Source organism: Phascolarctobacterium succinatutens CAG:287 (assembly GCF_000434895.1).
GTDB classification, from domain to species: domain Bacteria; phylum Bacillota; class Negativicutes; order Acidaminococcales; family Acidaminococcaceae; genus Phascolarctobacterium_A; species Phascolarctobacterium_A succinatutens_A.
Window position 1 is genome coordinate 1 of record NZ_FR892761.1, and the last position, 16,104, is coordinate 16,104.

The 16,104-nt window shown below is 47.8% G+C and carries 15 protein-coding genes and 1 pseudogene; 1 reads left to right on the forward strand and 15 read right to left on the reverse strand.

Features of this window, described 5'->3' with window-relative positions; genetic code table 11:
- Positions 1-282: 282 nt before the first annotated feature.
- The gene (locus BN587_RS01835) at positions 283-906 is read left to right on the forward strand and encodes a hypothetical protein (RefSeq protein WP_021719442.1); all 624 of its coding nucleotides are present in this window, start codon (positions 283-285) and stop codon (positions 904-906) included.
- A 124-nt stretch (positions 907-1,030) separates the two neighbouring features.
- On the opposite strand, the gene BN587_RS01840 is transcribed toward BN587_RS01835, so the two are convergent.
- The 15 genes and pseudogenes from BN587_RS01840 to BN587_RS01905 form a co-directional block, all read right to left on the reverse strand.
- Positions 1,031-2,389, reverse strand: coding sequence for an MATE family efflux transporter (locus BN587_RS01840; RefSeq protein WP_021719443.1), 1,359 nt, complete (start codon positions 2,387-2,389; stop codon positions 1,031-1,033).
- A gap of 145 nt (positions 2,390-2,534) precedes the next feature.
- Positions 2,535-4,427, reverse strand: a complete 1,893-nt coding sequence (locus BN587_RS01845; RefSeq protein ID WP_021719444.1) for an ABC-F family ATP-binding cassette domain-containing protein — start codon at positions 4,425-4,427, stop codon at positions 2,535-2,537.
- A 98-nt stretch (positions 4,428-4,525) separates the two neighbouring features.
- On the reverse strand, positions 4,526-4,795 hold the full coding sequence (locus BN587_RS01850) for a barstar family protein (protein WP_021719445.1): 270 nt from the start codon (positions 4,793-4,795) through the stop codon (positions 4,526-4,528).
- A gap of 10 nt (positions 4,796-4,805) precedes the next feature.
- On the reverse strand, positions 4,806-5,336 hold the full coding sequence (locus tag BN587_RS01855) for a ribonuclease domain-containing protein (RefSeq protein WP_021719446.1): 531 nt from the start codon (positions 5,334-5,336) through the stop codon (positions 4,806-4,808).
- A gap of 47 nt (positions 5,337-5,383) precedes the next feature.
- Positions 5,384-6,112, reverse strand: coding sequence for a Fic family protein (locus BN587_RS01860; protein WP_021719447.1), 729 nt, complete (start codon positions 6,110-6,112; stop codon positions 5,384-5,386).
- Between the two features lie 23 nt (positions 6,113-6,135).
- On the reverse strand, positions 6,136-6,273 hold the full coding sequence (locus BN587_RS11675; RefSeq protein ID WP_303684780.1) for a hypothetical protein: 138 nt from the start codon (positions 6,271-6,273) through the stop codon (positions 6,136-6,138).
- 37 nt (positions 6,274-6,310) lie between these two features.
- Positions 6,311-6,892, reverse strand: a complete 582-nt coding sequence (locus BN587_RS01865) for a hypothetical protein (RefSeq protein WP_021719448.1) — start codon at positions 6,890-6,892, stop codon at positions 6,311-6,313.
- 19 nt (positions 6,893-6,911) lie between these two features.
- Positions 6,912-7,571, reverse strand: coding sequence for a hypothetical protein (locus tag BN587_RS01870; RefSeq protein WP_021719449.1), 660 nt, complete (start codon positions 7,569-7,571; stop codon positions 6,912-6,914).
- A 464-nt stretch (positions 7,572-8,035) separates the two neighbouring features.
- Positions 8,036-9,622, reverse strand: coding sequence for an FAD-dependent oxidoreductase (locus BN587_RS01875; protein WP_044483959.1), 1,587 nt, complete (start codon positions 9,620-9,622; stop codon positions 8,036-8,038).
- A gap of 35 nt (positions 9,623-9,657) precedes the next feature.
- Positions 9,658-10,364: pseudogene (locus tag BN587_RS01880) on the reverse strand (2Fe-2S iron-sulfur cluster-binding protein).
- Between the two features lie 461 nt (positions 10,365-10,825).
- On the reverse strand, positions 10,826-11,662 hold the full coding sequence (locus tag BN587_RS01885) for an FAD/NAD(P)-binding protein (protein WP_021719453.1): 837 nt from the start codon (positions 11,660-11,662) through the stop codon (positions 10,826-10,828).
- The gene (locus BN587_RS01890; RefSeq protein WP_021719454.1) at positions 11,655-12,713 is read right to left on the reverse strand and encodes a 4Fe-4S dicluster domain-containing protein; all 1,059 of its coding nucleotides are present in this window, start codon (positions 12,711-12,713) and stop codon (positions 11,655-11,657) included. The genes BN587_RS01885 and BN587_RS01890 overlap by 8 nt, the downstream gene beginning before the upstream one ends.
- Positions 12,706-13,695 carry a 4Fe-4S dicluster domain-containing protein gene (locus BN587_RS01895; RefSeq protein WP_021719455.1) on the reverse strand — a complete coding sequence of 330 codons (990 nt, stop codon included), beginning with the start codon at positions 13,693-13,695 and terminating at the stop codon, positions 12,706-12,708. Before BN587_RS01895 ends, BN587_RS01890 begins: the two co-directional genes overlap by 8 nt.
- The gene (locus tag BN587_RS01900; RefSeq protein ID WP_021719456.1) at positions 13,683-14,120 is read right to left on the reverse strand and encodes a hydrogenase iron-sulfur subunit; all 438 of its coding nucleotides are present in this window, start codon (positions 14,118-14,120) and stop codon (positions 13,683-13,685) included. The genes BN587_RS01895 and BN587_RS01900 overlap by 13 nt, the downstream gene beginning before the upstream one ends.
- Positions 14,114-16,102: a CoB--CoM heterodisulfide reductase iron-sulfur subunit A family protein gene (locus tag BN587_RS01905; protein WP_021719457.1), complete on the reverse strand. Its 1,989-nt coding sequence runs from the start codon at positions 16,100-16,102 to the stop codon at positions 14,114-14,116. Before BN587_RS01905 ends, BN587_RS01900 begins: the two co-directional genes overlap by 7 nt.
- Between the last annotated feature and the right edge of the window lie 2 nt (positions 16,103-16,104).

The following is a 16,104-nucleotide window of genomic DNA, read 5'->3' on the forward strand; positions in this document are numbered from 1 at the left end:
CCATACTTTCGCTTATGATTTAGAAGAATTCTGATTTATAATTAGAATAAGCAAATTGCTTCTTTCGTCATGGAGAATGTGATTTATTCTTAAATCGCAATAATAAGTTGCATGTCAGTTTCCTTTAATCTTAACTCTCTCTTAATTAGTCTTACATAAATTGTAAAATTATGGTAAAATATCACTATCAGTAAAAACTGACTGGGCAGTCAGAAAAGGGAAGTGTATATTTTGTTCCGTAATGATTCATTTTTTAAGCTTGGTTGGAGCTATTTAATCGTAATGTTTATCTTAGAAGCGATTCTACCCGAATGGGTTGGCGATGAAAACGGTATTATTGAAAACCTGCAAATGCTATGTCTGATAGGCGGTATGTTTTACTGCATTAAAGCTCACAGCTACAAATATGCTGACTGGGGCGGTAGTTCCAAGGCTTTTTGGAAAGCAGGCACAATTTACTTTTTCTTGCTCATCATGCGTGAAATAAGCTGGGGCCGCGTATTTTTTACTAATCCTGACGGCGGTATGATCCAATATAGCCAAATGGGATTATATGGTAAGCTGGTCCATCCTATGGTAGCTATTTTAATTTTAAGTATGCTGATACTGCTCTATAAGGCACGCATCTGGCGGATGCTTAAAATAGTAAAGATACCGGTAAAATCTTTTTCTCTCCTATTGCTCTTTATTTTCTTTTCCTGGGTTGGTAAGCGTACAAACTTCACCGGCTTTCATGGTCAGGTAGCGGAAGAGCTGGCTGAATTCGGCGCCTATATGATGATGTATGTGCTGGTGAAGGGCGCTGACAGCATACTGCATTCATTCGCTAATGAAGCAAAATCTGTTACATCCCACGAATTAACTTATCCGGCTGATGAAAACCGGATTCCGAAATTTCAAGATTAATAAAACTTTTACATTAATAAAATGCCGTAGCATACTATAATCTGTAGCTACGGTATTTTTTATTATATATTTTTTAGGCAACAATTTGAGCAGAAAATAAGGAGCAGCTTGCGCCGCTCCCTACCTATTCTTCATCTTCTTTTATTCTGCGCTGCAGCAAGATTAATCGCAACGACAAAACAACAGCACTGCAGATTACGCCGATATCCAGGCTCTGCCAATAAGCAAAGGCACCGTTATTGAACTTGTAATCCAAAAGCAGGCCCACCGGCAGGCAAATTGCCCAATAAGCCAGCATACTGCACCAAAATGTAGCATTAACGTCCTTGTAGCCACGCAAAATACCCTGAATCGGCGCCGCGACTGCGTCGCCTCCCTGCCACATAATAGCGTAGACAATAAACACCTTTACCAGCTCAATAACATGCGGATTCGTTGTATAAATGAGCGCAATATACTCGCGTGCCACCAGCTCCAGCGCCATATAAACTATAGCGATAAAAAGGCTCAGCTCCAAGCCAAGTGCCGTGTAATCACGCGCTCCCTGATAGTTTTTCGCACCGTATTCAACGCCTACCACAATCGTCAACGCCAGTGAGAAGCTCATGGGGAACATATAAATAAGCGAGGAGAAGTTAAGTGCCGCCTGATGCGCAGCAATCACCTCCGTGCCAAATTTGGCAATGAACAGCGCCACAACACCAAAGATGCTCGTTTCCATAAAAATGGCCACGCCCATAGGCACACCAATGCGCAGATATTCCGCTACCAGCTGCTTAACAGGGCGCACCAAGCCCAGCACATCATACTGCTTAAACGGTTGCAGCTTCGTCACCACCGCCGCGAACATCACCAAAAGCAGCCAAAAGGTGATTCCCGTTGCTACGCCGGCGCCAATGCCGCCCAAGCGCGGCAAGCCCAGCTTGCCGAAAATCAGCACATAGTTCAGGAATGCGTTGACAGGCAGCGCCAAAAGATAAATCTTCATCGACAGTTTGGTATAGCCAAGTGTATCTACAAGGCTGCGCAGCGGCGTGATGAGAAAGAACGGCAGCACGCCTATGCCAAGACCGGCCATATACCACAGCGCAATGTGATAAACCTCCGGCGCCAATCCCATGCCCTGCAAAAACGGCGGCAAAAAGATAACACCGCCGACAATTATCAGCACGGAAAAGGCTACAGCCAACAGCATGCCGTGGCGTACTACCGTAGAGATTTTTTCCTTTTCGCCAGCACCCAACAGGTTGGCAATCAAAGGCATCGCCGCAAGCAAAATGCCTGCAAAGCAGGTCTGTACCGGCATCCAGATATTACCGCCAATCGCAGCGCCGGCCAAATCCGCATCACCTGCCTGACCGGACATACTGGCATCAAAAAAGTTCATACCCATAATCGCAATCTGCGTGCCGATAATCGGCAGCATCACGCTCAGCAGACGCTTAACCTTGTCCTTATAATCCTTGTGTAAAATTTTTAGCATATCATTACTCCCATTTTCCCTAATATAACAAAAGCCACACGGCTGCAAACACAGTCGTGTGGCGAAAAGATGACTATTGAATCAGAAAAAATCCACAACAATTTTTCAGATTTAATTTTAACAATAAGCAGCCTGCTTGTCAAGCTCAGCCTTCTGCTTCTGCCAATTCGGAAAGATAAGCCCAACGATCCACCATCTCATCCAGCTTTTGCTGCACAGCCTCCTGCTGCTTGGTCAAATCTGCCAGACGGGTAAAGTCACTGCCGCATTGGTTAATTTCCGCACCCAGCATTTTCAGCTCTGCCTCGCTGCGTGCAATCTCCTGGTCAAGACGCTCCAGCTCCAGGCGCTCGCCATAAGTCATTTTCTTCTTCGCAGGCTCTTCGGCAGGCTTCGCTACAGCCACCGGCTTAGCCTTTGCAGGCTGCGCCTGCTGCGCACTTTCCTCCTGCAGAGCTTCTGCATAATCGCTGTAGCCGCCAATATACGGCTTGATGCTGCCATCCTGCTCCAACGCGAAAATCTTTTGCGCAAAACGATCAAGGAAGTAACGGTCATGGGACACGGCGATAACCGCACCGGCAAAGCTGTCGAGATAATCCTCCAAAACAGAAAGCGTCGGGATATCCAGATCATTTGTCGGTTCGTCCAAAAGCAGCACGTTCGGTGCCGTCATCAGCACACGCAGCAGATACAGACGACGTTTTTCACCACCACTGAGCTTGGACACCGGCACCCATTGCAGCTCCGGCGGGAAGAGGAAGCGTTCCAGCATCTGCGCCGCGCTGATGCGCTGACCATCAGCCGTTTCAATATAATTATTCGCTTCCTTGATATATTCCAGCACACGCATATTGCTGTCGGGAAACTCGCTGTGCTGTGCAAAATAACCAATCTTCACAGTCTGGCCTACGCGCATTTCGCCGCTCGTAGGCTGCAGCTTGCCGGCGATGATATCCATCAGCGTTGATTTGCCGGCACCATTAGGACCGACGATACCGATGCGGTCATTCCGCAGCAGAATATAGCTGAAATCCTTGATATAATCCTTGCCATCCCACACCATGCCGATGTTTTCCAACTCGATGATTGTTTTGCCAAGACGACTGCTGACGGAGGACATTTCCAGATTTGCTTCCGTCTTCACATTCTTCACTTCCGCCTCAATCTGGGCAAAGCGCTCCACGCGGTCCTTCTTTTTGGTACGGCGTGCTTCCGCACCACGGCTGATCCACGCCAGCTCGCGGCGGTAGATGTTGCGCAGCTTTTGTGCAGCAGAGGCCTCCGCAATGCGGCGTTCCTCACGCTTTTGCAAAAACAGGCTGTAGTTGCCGACATAAACATAACCCTTGCCGCCGTCTATCTCCAACGTGCGGTTAACAACACGGTCAAAGAAATAACGGTCATGGGTTACCATCAGCAAAGCGCCCTTGCGCGCCAACAGCTTTTGCTCCAGCCAGGCAACAGTGGCGTTATCCATATGGTTGGTAGGCTCGTCCAAAATCAGCAGATCCGAAGGGCGCACCAACACGCCTGCCAAGGCCACACGCTTGCGCTGGCCGCCACTCAGCTCGCCCATATGCTGCTGCAGATTAGTAATACCAAGCTGCGTAAGCACTGCCTTCGCTTCGCTTTCCAGCTGCCAAGCATATTTATCATCCATCTGCTGCTGCAAATCCAGCAAATGCTTTTGCAGCTTTTTGTTATCAGGTTCGGCTGCAGCCTGCTCCACCGCAATTTCGTAATCGCGCAACAGCACCATCAGCGGGGAATCACCTTTAAAAACCTGCTCCAATACAGTTGCGTCTGCCTCAAACGGCGGATCCTGCGGCAGATATTCCATAACTACGCCGCCGGGAATCGTCAGCTTGCCGTCACCGGCCTCATGATTGGCAATCATGCGCAGCAAGGTACTTTTACCGGTGCCATTGACACCGATAATACCGTACTTGTCGCCTTCCTCTACGTTAAATGTAATATTTTCAAACAACAATCTGTCGCCATAGCTGTACGACAAATCCTCTGCACTTAAAATCATTTTACTTATCTCCCTGTGAAAAATTTACACTCTAAAATTATAACACGCCTGCTGATAAAAGTAAAAAGGACGAAGCGCAGGGCCCGTCCCTTGTATTGCTATTTCACTGTTACCTGTAAAATTTCGTTTTCTTCCGCTGCGTCCTGCAAAACCTGCAGCAGCTGTTCGCCATACCAGCCCAGCTTTTCATTATCCGTAACGTTGGCAGGCACAATGATCTGAGTAGGCTCGGCGATTTCCGTCAGGCAATCATACAGCGCGTCTAAATTGGCACCGTAGTACACAGGCAATGCCAGTGCACTGCGCAGATATTTATGCAGCGCAGGCACAGATGTCATGCGCTCAAGGTCTAATGTGATTGTTCTCATAATAATCTCCTTATTTTCCGTAAAGCTTACTGAAGGACTTGTAGTGATCGCCTGTATAGTAAATCAGGCCATCGTTGGAAAAGACAATGCGCTTCGCGTTACGATTGCCCTTCACATAATCAATATCGCATTCCTTCCAGTTGCGGCCGTTTTTCTTCGGCAGCTTGCCTTCGTAATTGCCGTAGCGGTCGCCGCCGATGGATTTACCCGGCGCAACCTTGTCGAGTGTGCCTTTAGTCTGCCAGCCCAGCTTTTTAGCCTCGTTTTTCGTAATATAGTTGTGCGGCAGACGCTTATATTCGTTGATGTAGGCAGCAACGTGCTCCTTGTCGGTGTAGGCAGCACTTTCGCTGATTTTGATTTTGCCGCTGTTGGCCTTGACGTTGGCCGTAGTATTCTGGCCGTTGTTGCTCTTGGTTGTATTAACAGTTGTTGTCTTGGTTGTCTGCTTATCGTTAGTCTTGGGGCTGTTACTGCCGCAGCCGGCAATTACGCTGACGCTGAGCAGCATCGCCAGGAAGAACGCTAAAAGTTTTTGCATAAGTATGCTCCTTTCTTAAAAACCACCATCATTATAAGCTCTTGCGATTACAAATACATAGCCAGAAATTCATCCAATCTCTTTTCTTCTAATGAAGCTATGTAATCAGCAAACGGCTCAATATTATCATGTAATGCATATTCTTCTAAGCGTTTAAAATACTCTAATCTGTCAAGTTTAGGAATAGATATGGGTATAAGCCGGTTAGCCAATAATTGGTAATTCATTATCAATCTGCTTGTACGTCCGTTGCCGTCAATGAATGGATGAATACGTACAAATTCTGCATGCGTCCAAGCAGCTAAAGTAATAGGATCATCTTTATATTTCCATGTCAAATCCGCAAAAAAATTCTTTACCTGCCTATATGCTTCATTGGGCTCAGGCGGTATATGATTAGCGCCGGTAATTCGGACATTCACATTACGATAAAATCCGCCGGCAAAAATATTTTCCATTAAAATGCTATGAATATCTTTTGTCATTGCTTCGTCTAAAGAGAAACCATCAGCGATTTTCTGCTTGATAAATTCATATGCTTTTTTATGATTAACAACCTCAAAAATTTCGCGCAAATGCTTGCCGCCAATAGAAATTCCATCTTCTAAGACCACTTTCGTTTCTAAAAGTGATAAGGTATTGCCTTCAATCGCTGTAGATTCATGAGTATACTCTAATTCGAAATTAGCTTCCCATTTAGCAAAAGCTAAAGAATCTACCTGCTTCGCACATTGATGATATTTTTCTGCTTTTTTTATAATTTTTTCATACTTCATAAGTTTTCCTCTCATTCTATATTTTATGAAAAGATATCGGCTAATTTATCTGCCAGATTAGAATTTAAGCCATCCGCTTTTTCCTCCGATGCTTTTTCTTCATCATGCTGACTCTCATCATCAGATTGCAGCAATTCAAGCATTTTAATTTCAGCTTCCACATCTCCGCTTATTCAATCCATATTATTTATATTTCATTCAAGGTCCCGATACTACAAAAAATTCCGCATTCTGATTTTCATCTATCATTTTTCTTACATAGTAAATAAAACGACTATAAAAATCTATAAGCACGGCTTTTTTAGGAAGCATATATATTAATTTTTCTTCAAGAGGCATTGTATCATCAAAGCATATTCGTAAGCTGATATTACGATAAGCCTTAATAGCACGATTCAAATCAATAATCTCATGTATTCGTGAACTATGAGGATTACCTTCCAACAACATCACAAGCTCTTCCAGCTCTTGTAATATCTGCTTAACAACACTTAACGGATAAAAATTATCACCCCAATGCTCAAACTCATCAGCAGACATATAAGTGTCTTGATTATATTTTGCATCAAAGTAACGTACAAAAATATCCTCCAGCAAAAAGTCTGAATCATCTTCATCTATAGAAATATGAACCTTAAAATTGACTTCACCACTATTACCGTCAGATATTCCGTACCACATATAAGAATGATCATCGTGTTCTCCGGTATATATCGGTATACGATCCTCATCTATTAAGATATACTCTTCAGATTCAGGCATGTTTATCTTGTTAGCCATAAAACGCTCCCTCAATACGTTACATATCTAACTGCAACAGCTTCATTTCATCTTCAAAATTAAATTCGTAAATAAAATCATCTATAGACATCTGTTTTAAAGCAAACGCTTTGACAATAAGCAGCTTACGTATATTTATATCATCAGTCCAAGTATAAAAATGATAAGTATTTAATCCATATTTCTTCAAACACTCCGTAAAACATTTTGCTACAGCATATGCAAAATCACTTAACCAAACATTGAATTTATATGTCTTATTTTCACTATCGCTAGATCTTTTAACAGTAATATTAAGCATAGCATCAGGCTTATGAAAATACTGCAAATCAAAACTTATATTCCATTCATAGGTACTAGGCTCTTCGTCCCACACAAAGCGAACTTTTCCAGGAACATCAGCCCATTCATTACCATCATTATCGACAAATACACCTTCATATTCTTCTGTTTCAACTAAAAAATTTTCATGACGATTATCATAATCAAGGAAAAAATAAGCTGTTTCTAATAAACCTGTTGGAATACTAGTATGCCAAATTGTAGCAACATATGACGTAAACTCTATAGCATTTATGCAACAATTAACATCAGCCCAGCCTGCTTCTCGCGGGCAAACTTCAAATTTTACAGGACAATCTTTTCGTATAATTACATTATTCCAATCTATACTATTCACAACCTATCCCTCCTATCTTCTCATTATATCATATACAAAAAATCGGCGCACCATATCATGATACGCCGCCCACCCCAAAAGTTCACAAGTAATTCCTTGAAAAAAACTATGCTTTATGTTATATTATAGATAAAGAAGACAACCGCCCACAAGGTTGGTTGCCGCTTAAATTAGGTTTGAAAAACCGCCTTGTAGCTGCAAATTACAGAGGCGGTTTTTCTATGTCTAGACTATCTGCTGTACTGAAAGATAAAAGTCAGCAATGCCAGAATGAACATGCCAAAAGCCATCAGGTCTTTGAAATCATAGTTCCTCATAGACATCACCTCGATTCTCTTAGAGAATTTCGGCAATGCCACCCCGTAAACGGTTGTCTTAAAACATATTTTAGCATATAAAACAAAAACATACAACGAACAAACTGTGAGGTTTGCCGTTGTATGTTTTTTATTTATATCTTGTTTTTACCTTACATCTCTGCCATGAGTATAAACTGGCAGCAGCTTCGGCGACAGCTCGCCCTGCACGCCGGCAGCCTTTTCTTCCTCAGCGTAGCGACGTACATGCTCCAGGCTCAGCTTGCCCAGCTGGACGCTCTTCGCTGCTTCGGCAGCCTTCGTACCCGCAATACGGCCAAAGACAATGATATCCAGCAGGCTGTTGCCCATCAGACGATTGGTACCGTGAATACCGCCAACAGCTTCACCGGCAACAAACAGTCCCGGCAGCTTTGTTTCCGCATCCTTGTCAATCAGGATACCGCCATTTTGGTAATGCAGCGTCGGATAAATCAAAATCGGTTCCTTACGCAGGTCAATGCCGAACTTAGCATACATACGCAGCATACCCGGAATGCGTTTGGCAATAGTACCTTCACCGTGCAGCATTTCAATCAGCGGCGTATCGAGCCACAGCGCCACGCCATCGAGCGCCTTCACACCCTTGCCGCGGGCAGTACACTCACGAATGATAGACGCAGCCGCCACATCACGGGTTTCCAGCGGATGCATAAAGATTTCGCCCTCGCTGTTTACCAGCTGCGCACCAATCGAGCGCACCTTTTCGGTAACCAGCGCGCCATAAATCTGCGCCGGATAAGCAACACCAGTCGGATGATACTGAATTGCGTCAGCATAAATCAGCGGCGCACCGGCACGGTAAGCCATAACAAGGCCGTCGGCAGTAGCACCGTAATGGTTAGAGGTCGGGAAGCCCTGATAATGCAATCGTCCTGCACCACCGGTTGCCATGATTACGCATTTTGCGCGTACAACCTTGTACTCCTGCGCATCAAAATCCCACAGCACCGCACCGGCAGTTTTGCCCTCCTCGTCGAGCAGCAGCTCGACTGCTGGTGAAAACTCCAGCACCGAAATACCGCGGTTCTGCACCTCGTCACGCAGCACGCGCATGATTTCAGCACCGGTGTAGTCGGCGCAGGCATGCATACGCTTACGGCTCGTGCCGCCGCCATGCGTCGTCACCATAGTGCCGTCCTGCTCCTTGTCAAACATAACGCCCAGCTTGCTCAGCCAGTCAATCGCCAACGGTCCGTTGGTTACCAGCTCTTCCAGCAGCTCGGGAATATTTTTGTAGTGACCGCCGCCAAAGGCATCCAGATAATGCTGCGCCGGGGAATCGTTGCCCTTATCCGCAGCCTGAATACCGCCCTCGGCCATCATCGTGTTGGCATCGCCCATACGCAGCTTGGTAACTACGAGGACGTTTGCACCGCCGTTATGCGCTTCCAACGCAGCGGAAGCACCGGCGCCGCCGCCACCGATAACCAATACATCAACGTCATAGTCCACTTTTTCCAGATCAAGCTCTACATCCTGCAGGCGGCTTTTGCCCTCCAGCAGCTGTGCCAATTCTACCGGCACCTTCTGGCCCTTGTTGGGACCAACCTCCAGCACCTTAAAGCCCTTGGAACTGTAGTCCGGATGGAACTCCTTCAGCAGCTCGTCCTTCTCCTCTGCCGTAAAGCGTTCGATAGAAGCATGCAGACGTTGGGCACGGGTAGCTTCAACCTTAGCCATAGATTTTAACATATCTTCAGTAAATGCACTCACCTTGCCGCACCTCCTTATTTTTCAATCTCGCGCTTATTATACAGGTCTTTGATTTCGTCCAAAGGCATATTTTTCAGCTTTTCGAGCAGCGTTACATAATCGCCGTTTTTAATTTCGGCAACACGTTTAGCCAGATGCTCGCACTTCGGCGCAATATATTTGCCGGTAAGGCGACGGCACAGCAGGCCGACAGCGCTGTGGCTAATTTGTGCCGGGCAACGGGATGCACAGATATTGCAGCCAACGCAGTCAAAGGAAGCATGTGCTGCCTTCTCATATTCGCCGCGCTGAGCGTAAGCAATATACTGCATAACATTCAGGCCCTGCGGACAGCCTTTGGTGCAGGCATTGCAGCCGATGCAGCTGAAGATTTCCGGATACAGCTGACCGACAATATTATCGCTTGCCTTAATCTCTTCGATATTAAAAGTGCGCTTGTTAATCGGGAAGGAATCAATCTTGCCAACGCACATGCCTTCCTCAACCTTCGTCTGGCAGGAAAGCACAACCTTCAACTCCGTGCTGCCCTTCAAACGATAAATTACTGCACAGGCTCCGCAAAAGCCGCTGCGGCAGCCGCAGCCGGGGACCCGCTTTAAGCCTGCATATTTCAGCCGCGCACCAGCTTAAAGCCTGCATATTCCATGGCATCCATAATGGTCAGGGTTGCCGGGACACTGTACTTTTTGCCCAGCAGGTAAACAGTTACCATTTCTTCCATATTTTTGCTCCTTATATTTTCTTCTCCAAAAAATGTATTTCAGAATTACAACGCTAAAATCCGCTATAAACGAAACAGTTTCATTACGAGCCATTAATATATCGTGGATTGCTTCTGATAGAAACGATATATTTATGGTGACGCCCCCTTCCGCCTCGCTACGCTCGGCACCTTCCCCAAGGGGCAGGCAAGACTAATAGCTTTTCGCTAAACTTCATTAGCACATTCTTGGTTCCCCCTCGGGGGAACTGTCGCGCTAGCGACTAAAGGGGGCATGCATAGCAATTTTAGTAAATAAGTGTCCGGATTCACAGAAGTGTCGCAACTGTTTGAGCGATAAGCAAACTAATATAGAAAGATATGTAAGCATAGCGCGAGTTTTGCGGCACTTCGTCTTGAATCCACACGAAATTTGCGTTAAGAAATTTTTCCTGAGCTAAGCGATATTTAATTGCGAAGAATCAATATTCGTCCGGCATCTCGTCCAGCTCATCGCAGGTAAACACCGGCCCATCCTTGCACACATACTTCTTGCCGATATTACAGCGACCGCACTTGCCCACGCCGCACTTCATGCGCAGCTCCAGCGTCGTATAAACCTGCTTCTTCTCAAAGCCCATCTCAATCAACGCCGCCAGACACAGCTTAATCATAATCGGCGGACCGCACAGCAGCACCGTCTTATCCGGCGTAAACTTCAGGTCCTTCAGGAAATTAGGCACAAAACCGACATTGCCCGTCCAGCCCTCCTGCGCACGGTCAATCGTCAGATGCACGCGCGTATCCTTTTGCGCCGGCCACACATTCGTCAGCTCATCGTAACGCACAAAATCTTCCTTACTGCGTGCGCCGTAAACAACATCAATGCTGCCGTAATCGTCACGCTTATCCAGCATATAATTGATGACACTGCGCAGCGGCGCCAAACCGATGCCACCGGCGATAAAGAGCAGATCCTTGCCTTTCAATTTATCCTCAACAGGGAAATGATTGCCGTAAGGTCCGCGCACCGCAATCTGCTGACCGGGTTCAATATCGAAATGCAAAAAGTTCGTAATCGAACCGCAGCGTTTAATGCTGACCTCCATATATTTTTCGTTCGTCGGAGAGGAGGTAATGGAAAAAATCGCCTCACCCTTACCCGGAACAGAAAGAATAGCGCATTGTCCCGGCATATGCTCAAACAGCTTACCGCCGCCGATTTTCTCCACGCGGAAGGTTTTTACATCAGCCGTTTCCGTGCAGATGTCCGTCACCACGCCAATCTGCGGAATCAAGGTATCCTGACAATTACACATCCTGCTTCACCTCCGCTTTTTCCAAGGCCTTGGCAACCTTGACAATATTCAGCTGCACCGGACACTTTTGCAGGCAGCGTCCGCAACCGACGCAAGCATATTCACCCTCATTGTTTTCAGGGAAATATACCAGCTTATGCATATAACGCTGGCGGAAGCGCTCCACCTTCGTCTTACGCGGGCTGCCATGAGCCATCAGCGTAAAATCCTTCGCCATGCAGCTGTCCCAGCAGCGATAGCGTTGCGTGCGCTCTTCCGTCTCCTGATAATCGCGGATATCATAGCAATGACATGTCGGGCACACATAGGTACAGGTGCAGCAGGACAGGCAGCCTGCTGCCAGCTGTTCCCAAATTTTACTGTGGAAGACCTTCAACTCATCCTTCGCCAGCTCGTTATTCACCTTGAAATCATGCAAGGGCAGTACACTCAAAATTTTTTTCGTCTGCTTCTGCTGCTCACTAACCGTTGCCGCAGCATCTGCATCTGCCTCTGCCAGTACACCAGCGCTGACAAGCTTCGCTGTCAGCTCCTCGCCCTTGGCAGTCACAGCCTGCCAGCAAAGCTCCTCGCCCACTAGCCAAGTCTGCACATCCGTCTCCGGAGCGCCTGCGTCAATGCCAAAGGCATGGCAGAAGCAGGTTTCTTCTGGAGCGCTGCAGCCTAAGCCGATAAGCACGCATTGCTCGCGTCTTGTTTTATAATATGTATCAACAGGCGCTTTTAAAAACACCTTATCCAAAATCTTAAAGCTGCGCGCATCGCAGGCACGCACGCCCATGACGATCGTCACGCCGGCAGGCGGAATATTTTGCTCTAGCGCCAGCTCCTTGCCGCTCGTCTTAAAGGTCAGCAGATTTTCTACCTGTGGGAAGAAAACGTCCTTGGCGCTGCGGTTTGTCAGCGGTGCATCCAGTGCAACCTCCGCATCTTCGTGATATGGAGCAAAGTCGGCATGCCCGCTCTTGTTTTTGCAGGGCAGCAGCAGCGTACCGATATTTTGTAAGGCTGCATATAATTTTGGCAGCTTTTCCTTTGCTATCTTATACATGCTGCGCCCTCCCTTCTACCGCACTGTTGGCTTCCGGATCATTCTGCTTAAAGCTCACTTGAGGTGCAGGTGTTTCGCTGTCCGCACCGGCCTGATATTGGCCGAAGAAGCTGTTGATATCCTTCATAAACTTCATGTTCAGCAGCTCTAGATGAATTCCCTGCGGACAAACACGCGCACATTCACCGCAACCGGTGCAGCGGCCGGCAACGTGGAAGGCACGGATGATATGATACATCTGCTCTTCAACCTCGTCGGCATACGCCTTGCCTGCTACCGGAGTATCGGGCTTATCAAAAATGCATTGCTCACAGCTGCACGCCGGGCAGATATCACGGCAGGCATTGCAGCGGATGCACTTGGACAGCTCGCTTTGCCAGAAGGAGAAGCGCTCTTCGGGGCTCATCGCTTCAATCTCCTTGACCTTGGCGAATTTATCGCCGGTGAACTGCGGTACAGGCAACGGCTCGGCCAGCTCCTCGTCCGCAATTTTATAAGCAGCGCCCTTGCACATCAAGCATTTGTTCAGCAGCACGTCAGCCTTTACCAGACGCTTTTCGCCATAGGCAGTGTTGACAACAACCTCGTCGCCGTCAACGCTCACGCTGATAATACCCTTAGCGCCGGCAGCCTTAATCTTTTTGATATCCAGCATCCCGCTGCAAGGAGTTCCGATGGCGTAAACAAGCTCACGCTTAATGCGGTTATCCTTCAGCAGCTGATTCACGCCATATGTATCACAGGGCTTTAAGAAAACAGCAGTCTTCTTGCCTGCATGGCTTGTTTCAATTAAATATTTGCAGAGATTGGCAGGGCAGAACTCGTTATAGACAAGCTTGTCGCATTCGTCCGCACTGCTTACGGCTGCAGGTGTGTTATCGTAAAAGAATTCGCCTGCCTGCCATGCCAGCACACGCTCTACTGTGCCCTCTGCCAACAGCTCAGCTGCACGCTTCTGCAACAGCTTTTCTATTTTTTGCATCGCAAATCCCTCAACTTTACATTCTCACCCAATGCCGCAATGTGCTCGGCAAAATCGTTCATCACCTGTGCAAAACGTGCGCCCTCAGCCGCACTAACCCATTCCACACGGAAGCGTTCACCGGCCACACCCAGATAATCAAGCATACTCAGCAGCAGCGTCATACGACGACGCGCATAATAGTTGCCGGTAGAATAATGGCAGTCACCGGGGTGACAGCCGCACATGATTACACCGTCCGCGCCACGCTGAAACGCACGCAGGATAAAGAGCGGATTCACTCTGCAGGAGCAGGGAACCTTAATGATTTTGATATTAGCGGGATAATGCTTGCGGGCTGTTCCGGCGCCGTCAGCACCGGCATAGCTGCACCAGTTGCAGCAGAAGGCCACAATTTTCGGTTCAAAATTTTTCTTCTCTAGCATAATGCATCCACCTCTGCCAGAATTTGTTGATTAGTAAAGCCCTGCAAATCCATAGCACCGCAGGGGCAGGCTACCGTGCAGGCACCGCAGCCCTGACACAGCGCATTGTTTACCACAGCAACGGTGCGTGTTTCGCGCACGCCAAGCTTAGTGATAACCTGCTTGCTCTCGCCGGTAATCGCACCATAGGGGCAGACATGCGTGCAAGCCAGGCAGCCGCTGCAAATGCTTGTATCGCACTGCGCAGTGCAGGGATTCGTCAGCAGCTTATCCTTCGCCAGCAGGCCGACCACCTTAACAGCCGCTGCACCGGCCTGTGAAACAGTTTCCGGAATATCCTTCGGTCCCTGGCACATGCCGCTGAGGAAAATGCCTGCCGTCGGACTTTCAACTGGACGCAGCTTCGGATGCGCCTCTACGTAAAAGTCATCGTTGTCAATGCTGGCAGTCAGCATCGTCGCCAGCTTGCGCGCATCGGGAGAAGGCTGTACAGCCGTTGCCAACACTACTAAATCAGGATTCAGCATCAGCTTGCGGCCGCTGTTCAGATCGCTGGCAAAAACAGTCAGCTTGCCGTCGCCGTCAACTATAACCTTGCCAACCTGACCGCGTACATAATGCACGCCGTATTCCTCCACTGTACGGCGTTGGAACTCGTCAAAGCCCTTGCCCGGAGTACGGACATCTATATAAAATACAGTTACATCCACATCAGGGTATTTTTCGCGGATATACATCGCATGCTTGGCATTATACATGCAGCAGATTTTACTGCAGTAGCTCTTGCCACGACCGCTCACATCACGCGAGCCTACGCAGGAAACGATAATAACCTTCTTCGGCTCCTTACCGGTAGACGGACAAACGAGATGTCCTTCGGTAGGTCCTGCCGCATTCGTCAGACGCTCCAGCTCCAGTGAGGTGATAACATCCTTGCTGGCCCCGTAGCCGTATTCGCCGAATTTATCGAGAGGCATCGTTTCGAAGCCGGTTGCCAATACAATTGCACCGTATTTTTCCGTGATCAGCTCATCGGTCTGCGTATAATCAATTGCTCCTGCAGGACAAACCTTGGAGCAGATACCGCATTTACCTGTCTTGAACTTGATGCAGGCCTCACGGTCGATAACAGGCACCTTAGGAATGGCCTGCGCAAAGGGAATATAGATTGCGCCGCGATTCTTCAGTCCCATATCGAATTCGCTCGGAGTTTTGCGGGACGGACATTTTTCGGTACAGATGCCGCAGCCGCTGCACATATCAGCCTTCACGCTGCGTGCTTTTTTGCGGATTGTCACATCGAAATTACCCACGAAACCGCTTACGCTTTCTACCTCGCTATAGGTATAAAGCGTAATATTTTCATGATTTGCCGCATCCACCATCTTCGGTGTCAGGATGCAGGCAGAGCAGTCGAGTGTCGGGAAGGTTTTGTCGAGCTGCGCCATACGGCCGCCGATTGTCGGCTCCTTCTCCACAATATCTACCTTGTAGCCTGCTTCCGCAATATCCAGCGCCGTCTGAATACCGGCAATACCGCCGCCGATAACCAGTGCGCGCTTCACTACCTGGCTTTCGCCGGGCTTCAGCGCTCCATTAAAGCGCACCTTGGCAATTGCTGCCTTGGCTAATTTAATCGCCTTCGCTGTCGCTTCAGCCTTATCCTTCAGCACCCAGGAGCATTGCTCGCGGATATTGGCAATCTCTACCATGTAGGGATTGATGCCAACACCCTCCGCACATTTGCGGAAGGTTGCCTCATGCATACGCGGCGAGCAGCTGCAGACAACAAGTCTGTCCAGCTTATAATCTGCCACAGCCTTGCGAATCAGCTCCTGGCCCTGCTCGGAGCACATATATTTATAATCGATGGCATAGGCAACGTCAGGAATTTGGCGCACTGCCTCTACCACCTGGGCAACATCTACCGTGCCGGCGATGTTGCTGCCACACCAACAAACAAAAACACCAATCTTTTGCACGT

Bases quoted from the DNA above. Each gene is read 5' to 3' on its own strand.
- BN587_RS01835 (WP_021719442.1), top strand. From the start codon at position 283: ATGTTTATCTTAGAAGCGATTCTACCCGAATGGGTTGGCGATGAAAAC.
- BN587_RS01890 (WP_021719454.1), bottom strand. From the start codon at position 12,713: ATGTATAAGATAGCAAAGGAAAAGCTGCCAAAATTATATGCAGCCTTA.
- BN587_RS01895 (WP_021719455.1), bottom strand. From the start codon at position 13,695: ATGCAAAAAATAGAAAAGCTGTTGCAGAAGCGTGCAGCTGAGCTGTTG.
- BN587_RS01875 (WP_044483959.1), bottom strand. From the start codon at position 9,622: ATGTTAAAATCTATGGCTAAGGTTGAAGCTACCCGTGCCCAACGTCTG.
- BN587_RS01855 (WP_021719446.1), bottom strand. From the start codon at position 5,336: ATGCAAAAACTTTTAGCGTTCTTCCTGGCGATGCTGCTCAGCGTCAGC.
- BN587_RS01845 (WP_021719444.1), bottom strand. From the start codon at position 4,427: ATGATTTTAAGTGCAGAGGATTTGTCGTACAGCTATGGCGACAGATTG.
- BN587_RS01860 (WP_021719447.1), bottom strand. From the start codon at position 6,112: ATGAAGTATGAAAAAATTATAAAAAAAGCAGAAAAATATCATCAATGT.
- BN587_RS01840 (WP_021719443.1), bottom strand. From the start codon at position 2,389: ATGCTAAAAATTTTACACAAGGATTATAAGGACAAGGTTAAGCGTCTG.
- BN587_RS01850 (WP_021719445.1), bottom strand. From the start codon at position 4,795: ATGAGAACAATCACATTAGACCTTGAGCGCATGACATCTGTGCCTGCG.
- BN587_RS01885 (WP_021719453.1), bottom strand. From the start codon at position 11,662: ATGTGTAATTGTCAGGATACCTTGATTCCGCAGATTGGCGTGGTGACG.
- BN587_RS01865 (WP_021719448.1), bottom strand. From the start codon at position 6,892: ATGGCTAACAAGATAAACATGCCTGAATCTGAAGAGTATATCTTAATA.
- BN587_RS01900 (WP_021719456.1), bottom strand. From the start codon at position 14,120: ATGCTAGAGAAGAAAAATTTTGAACCGAAAATTGTGGCCTTCTGCTGC.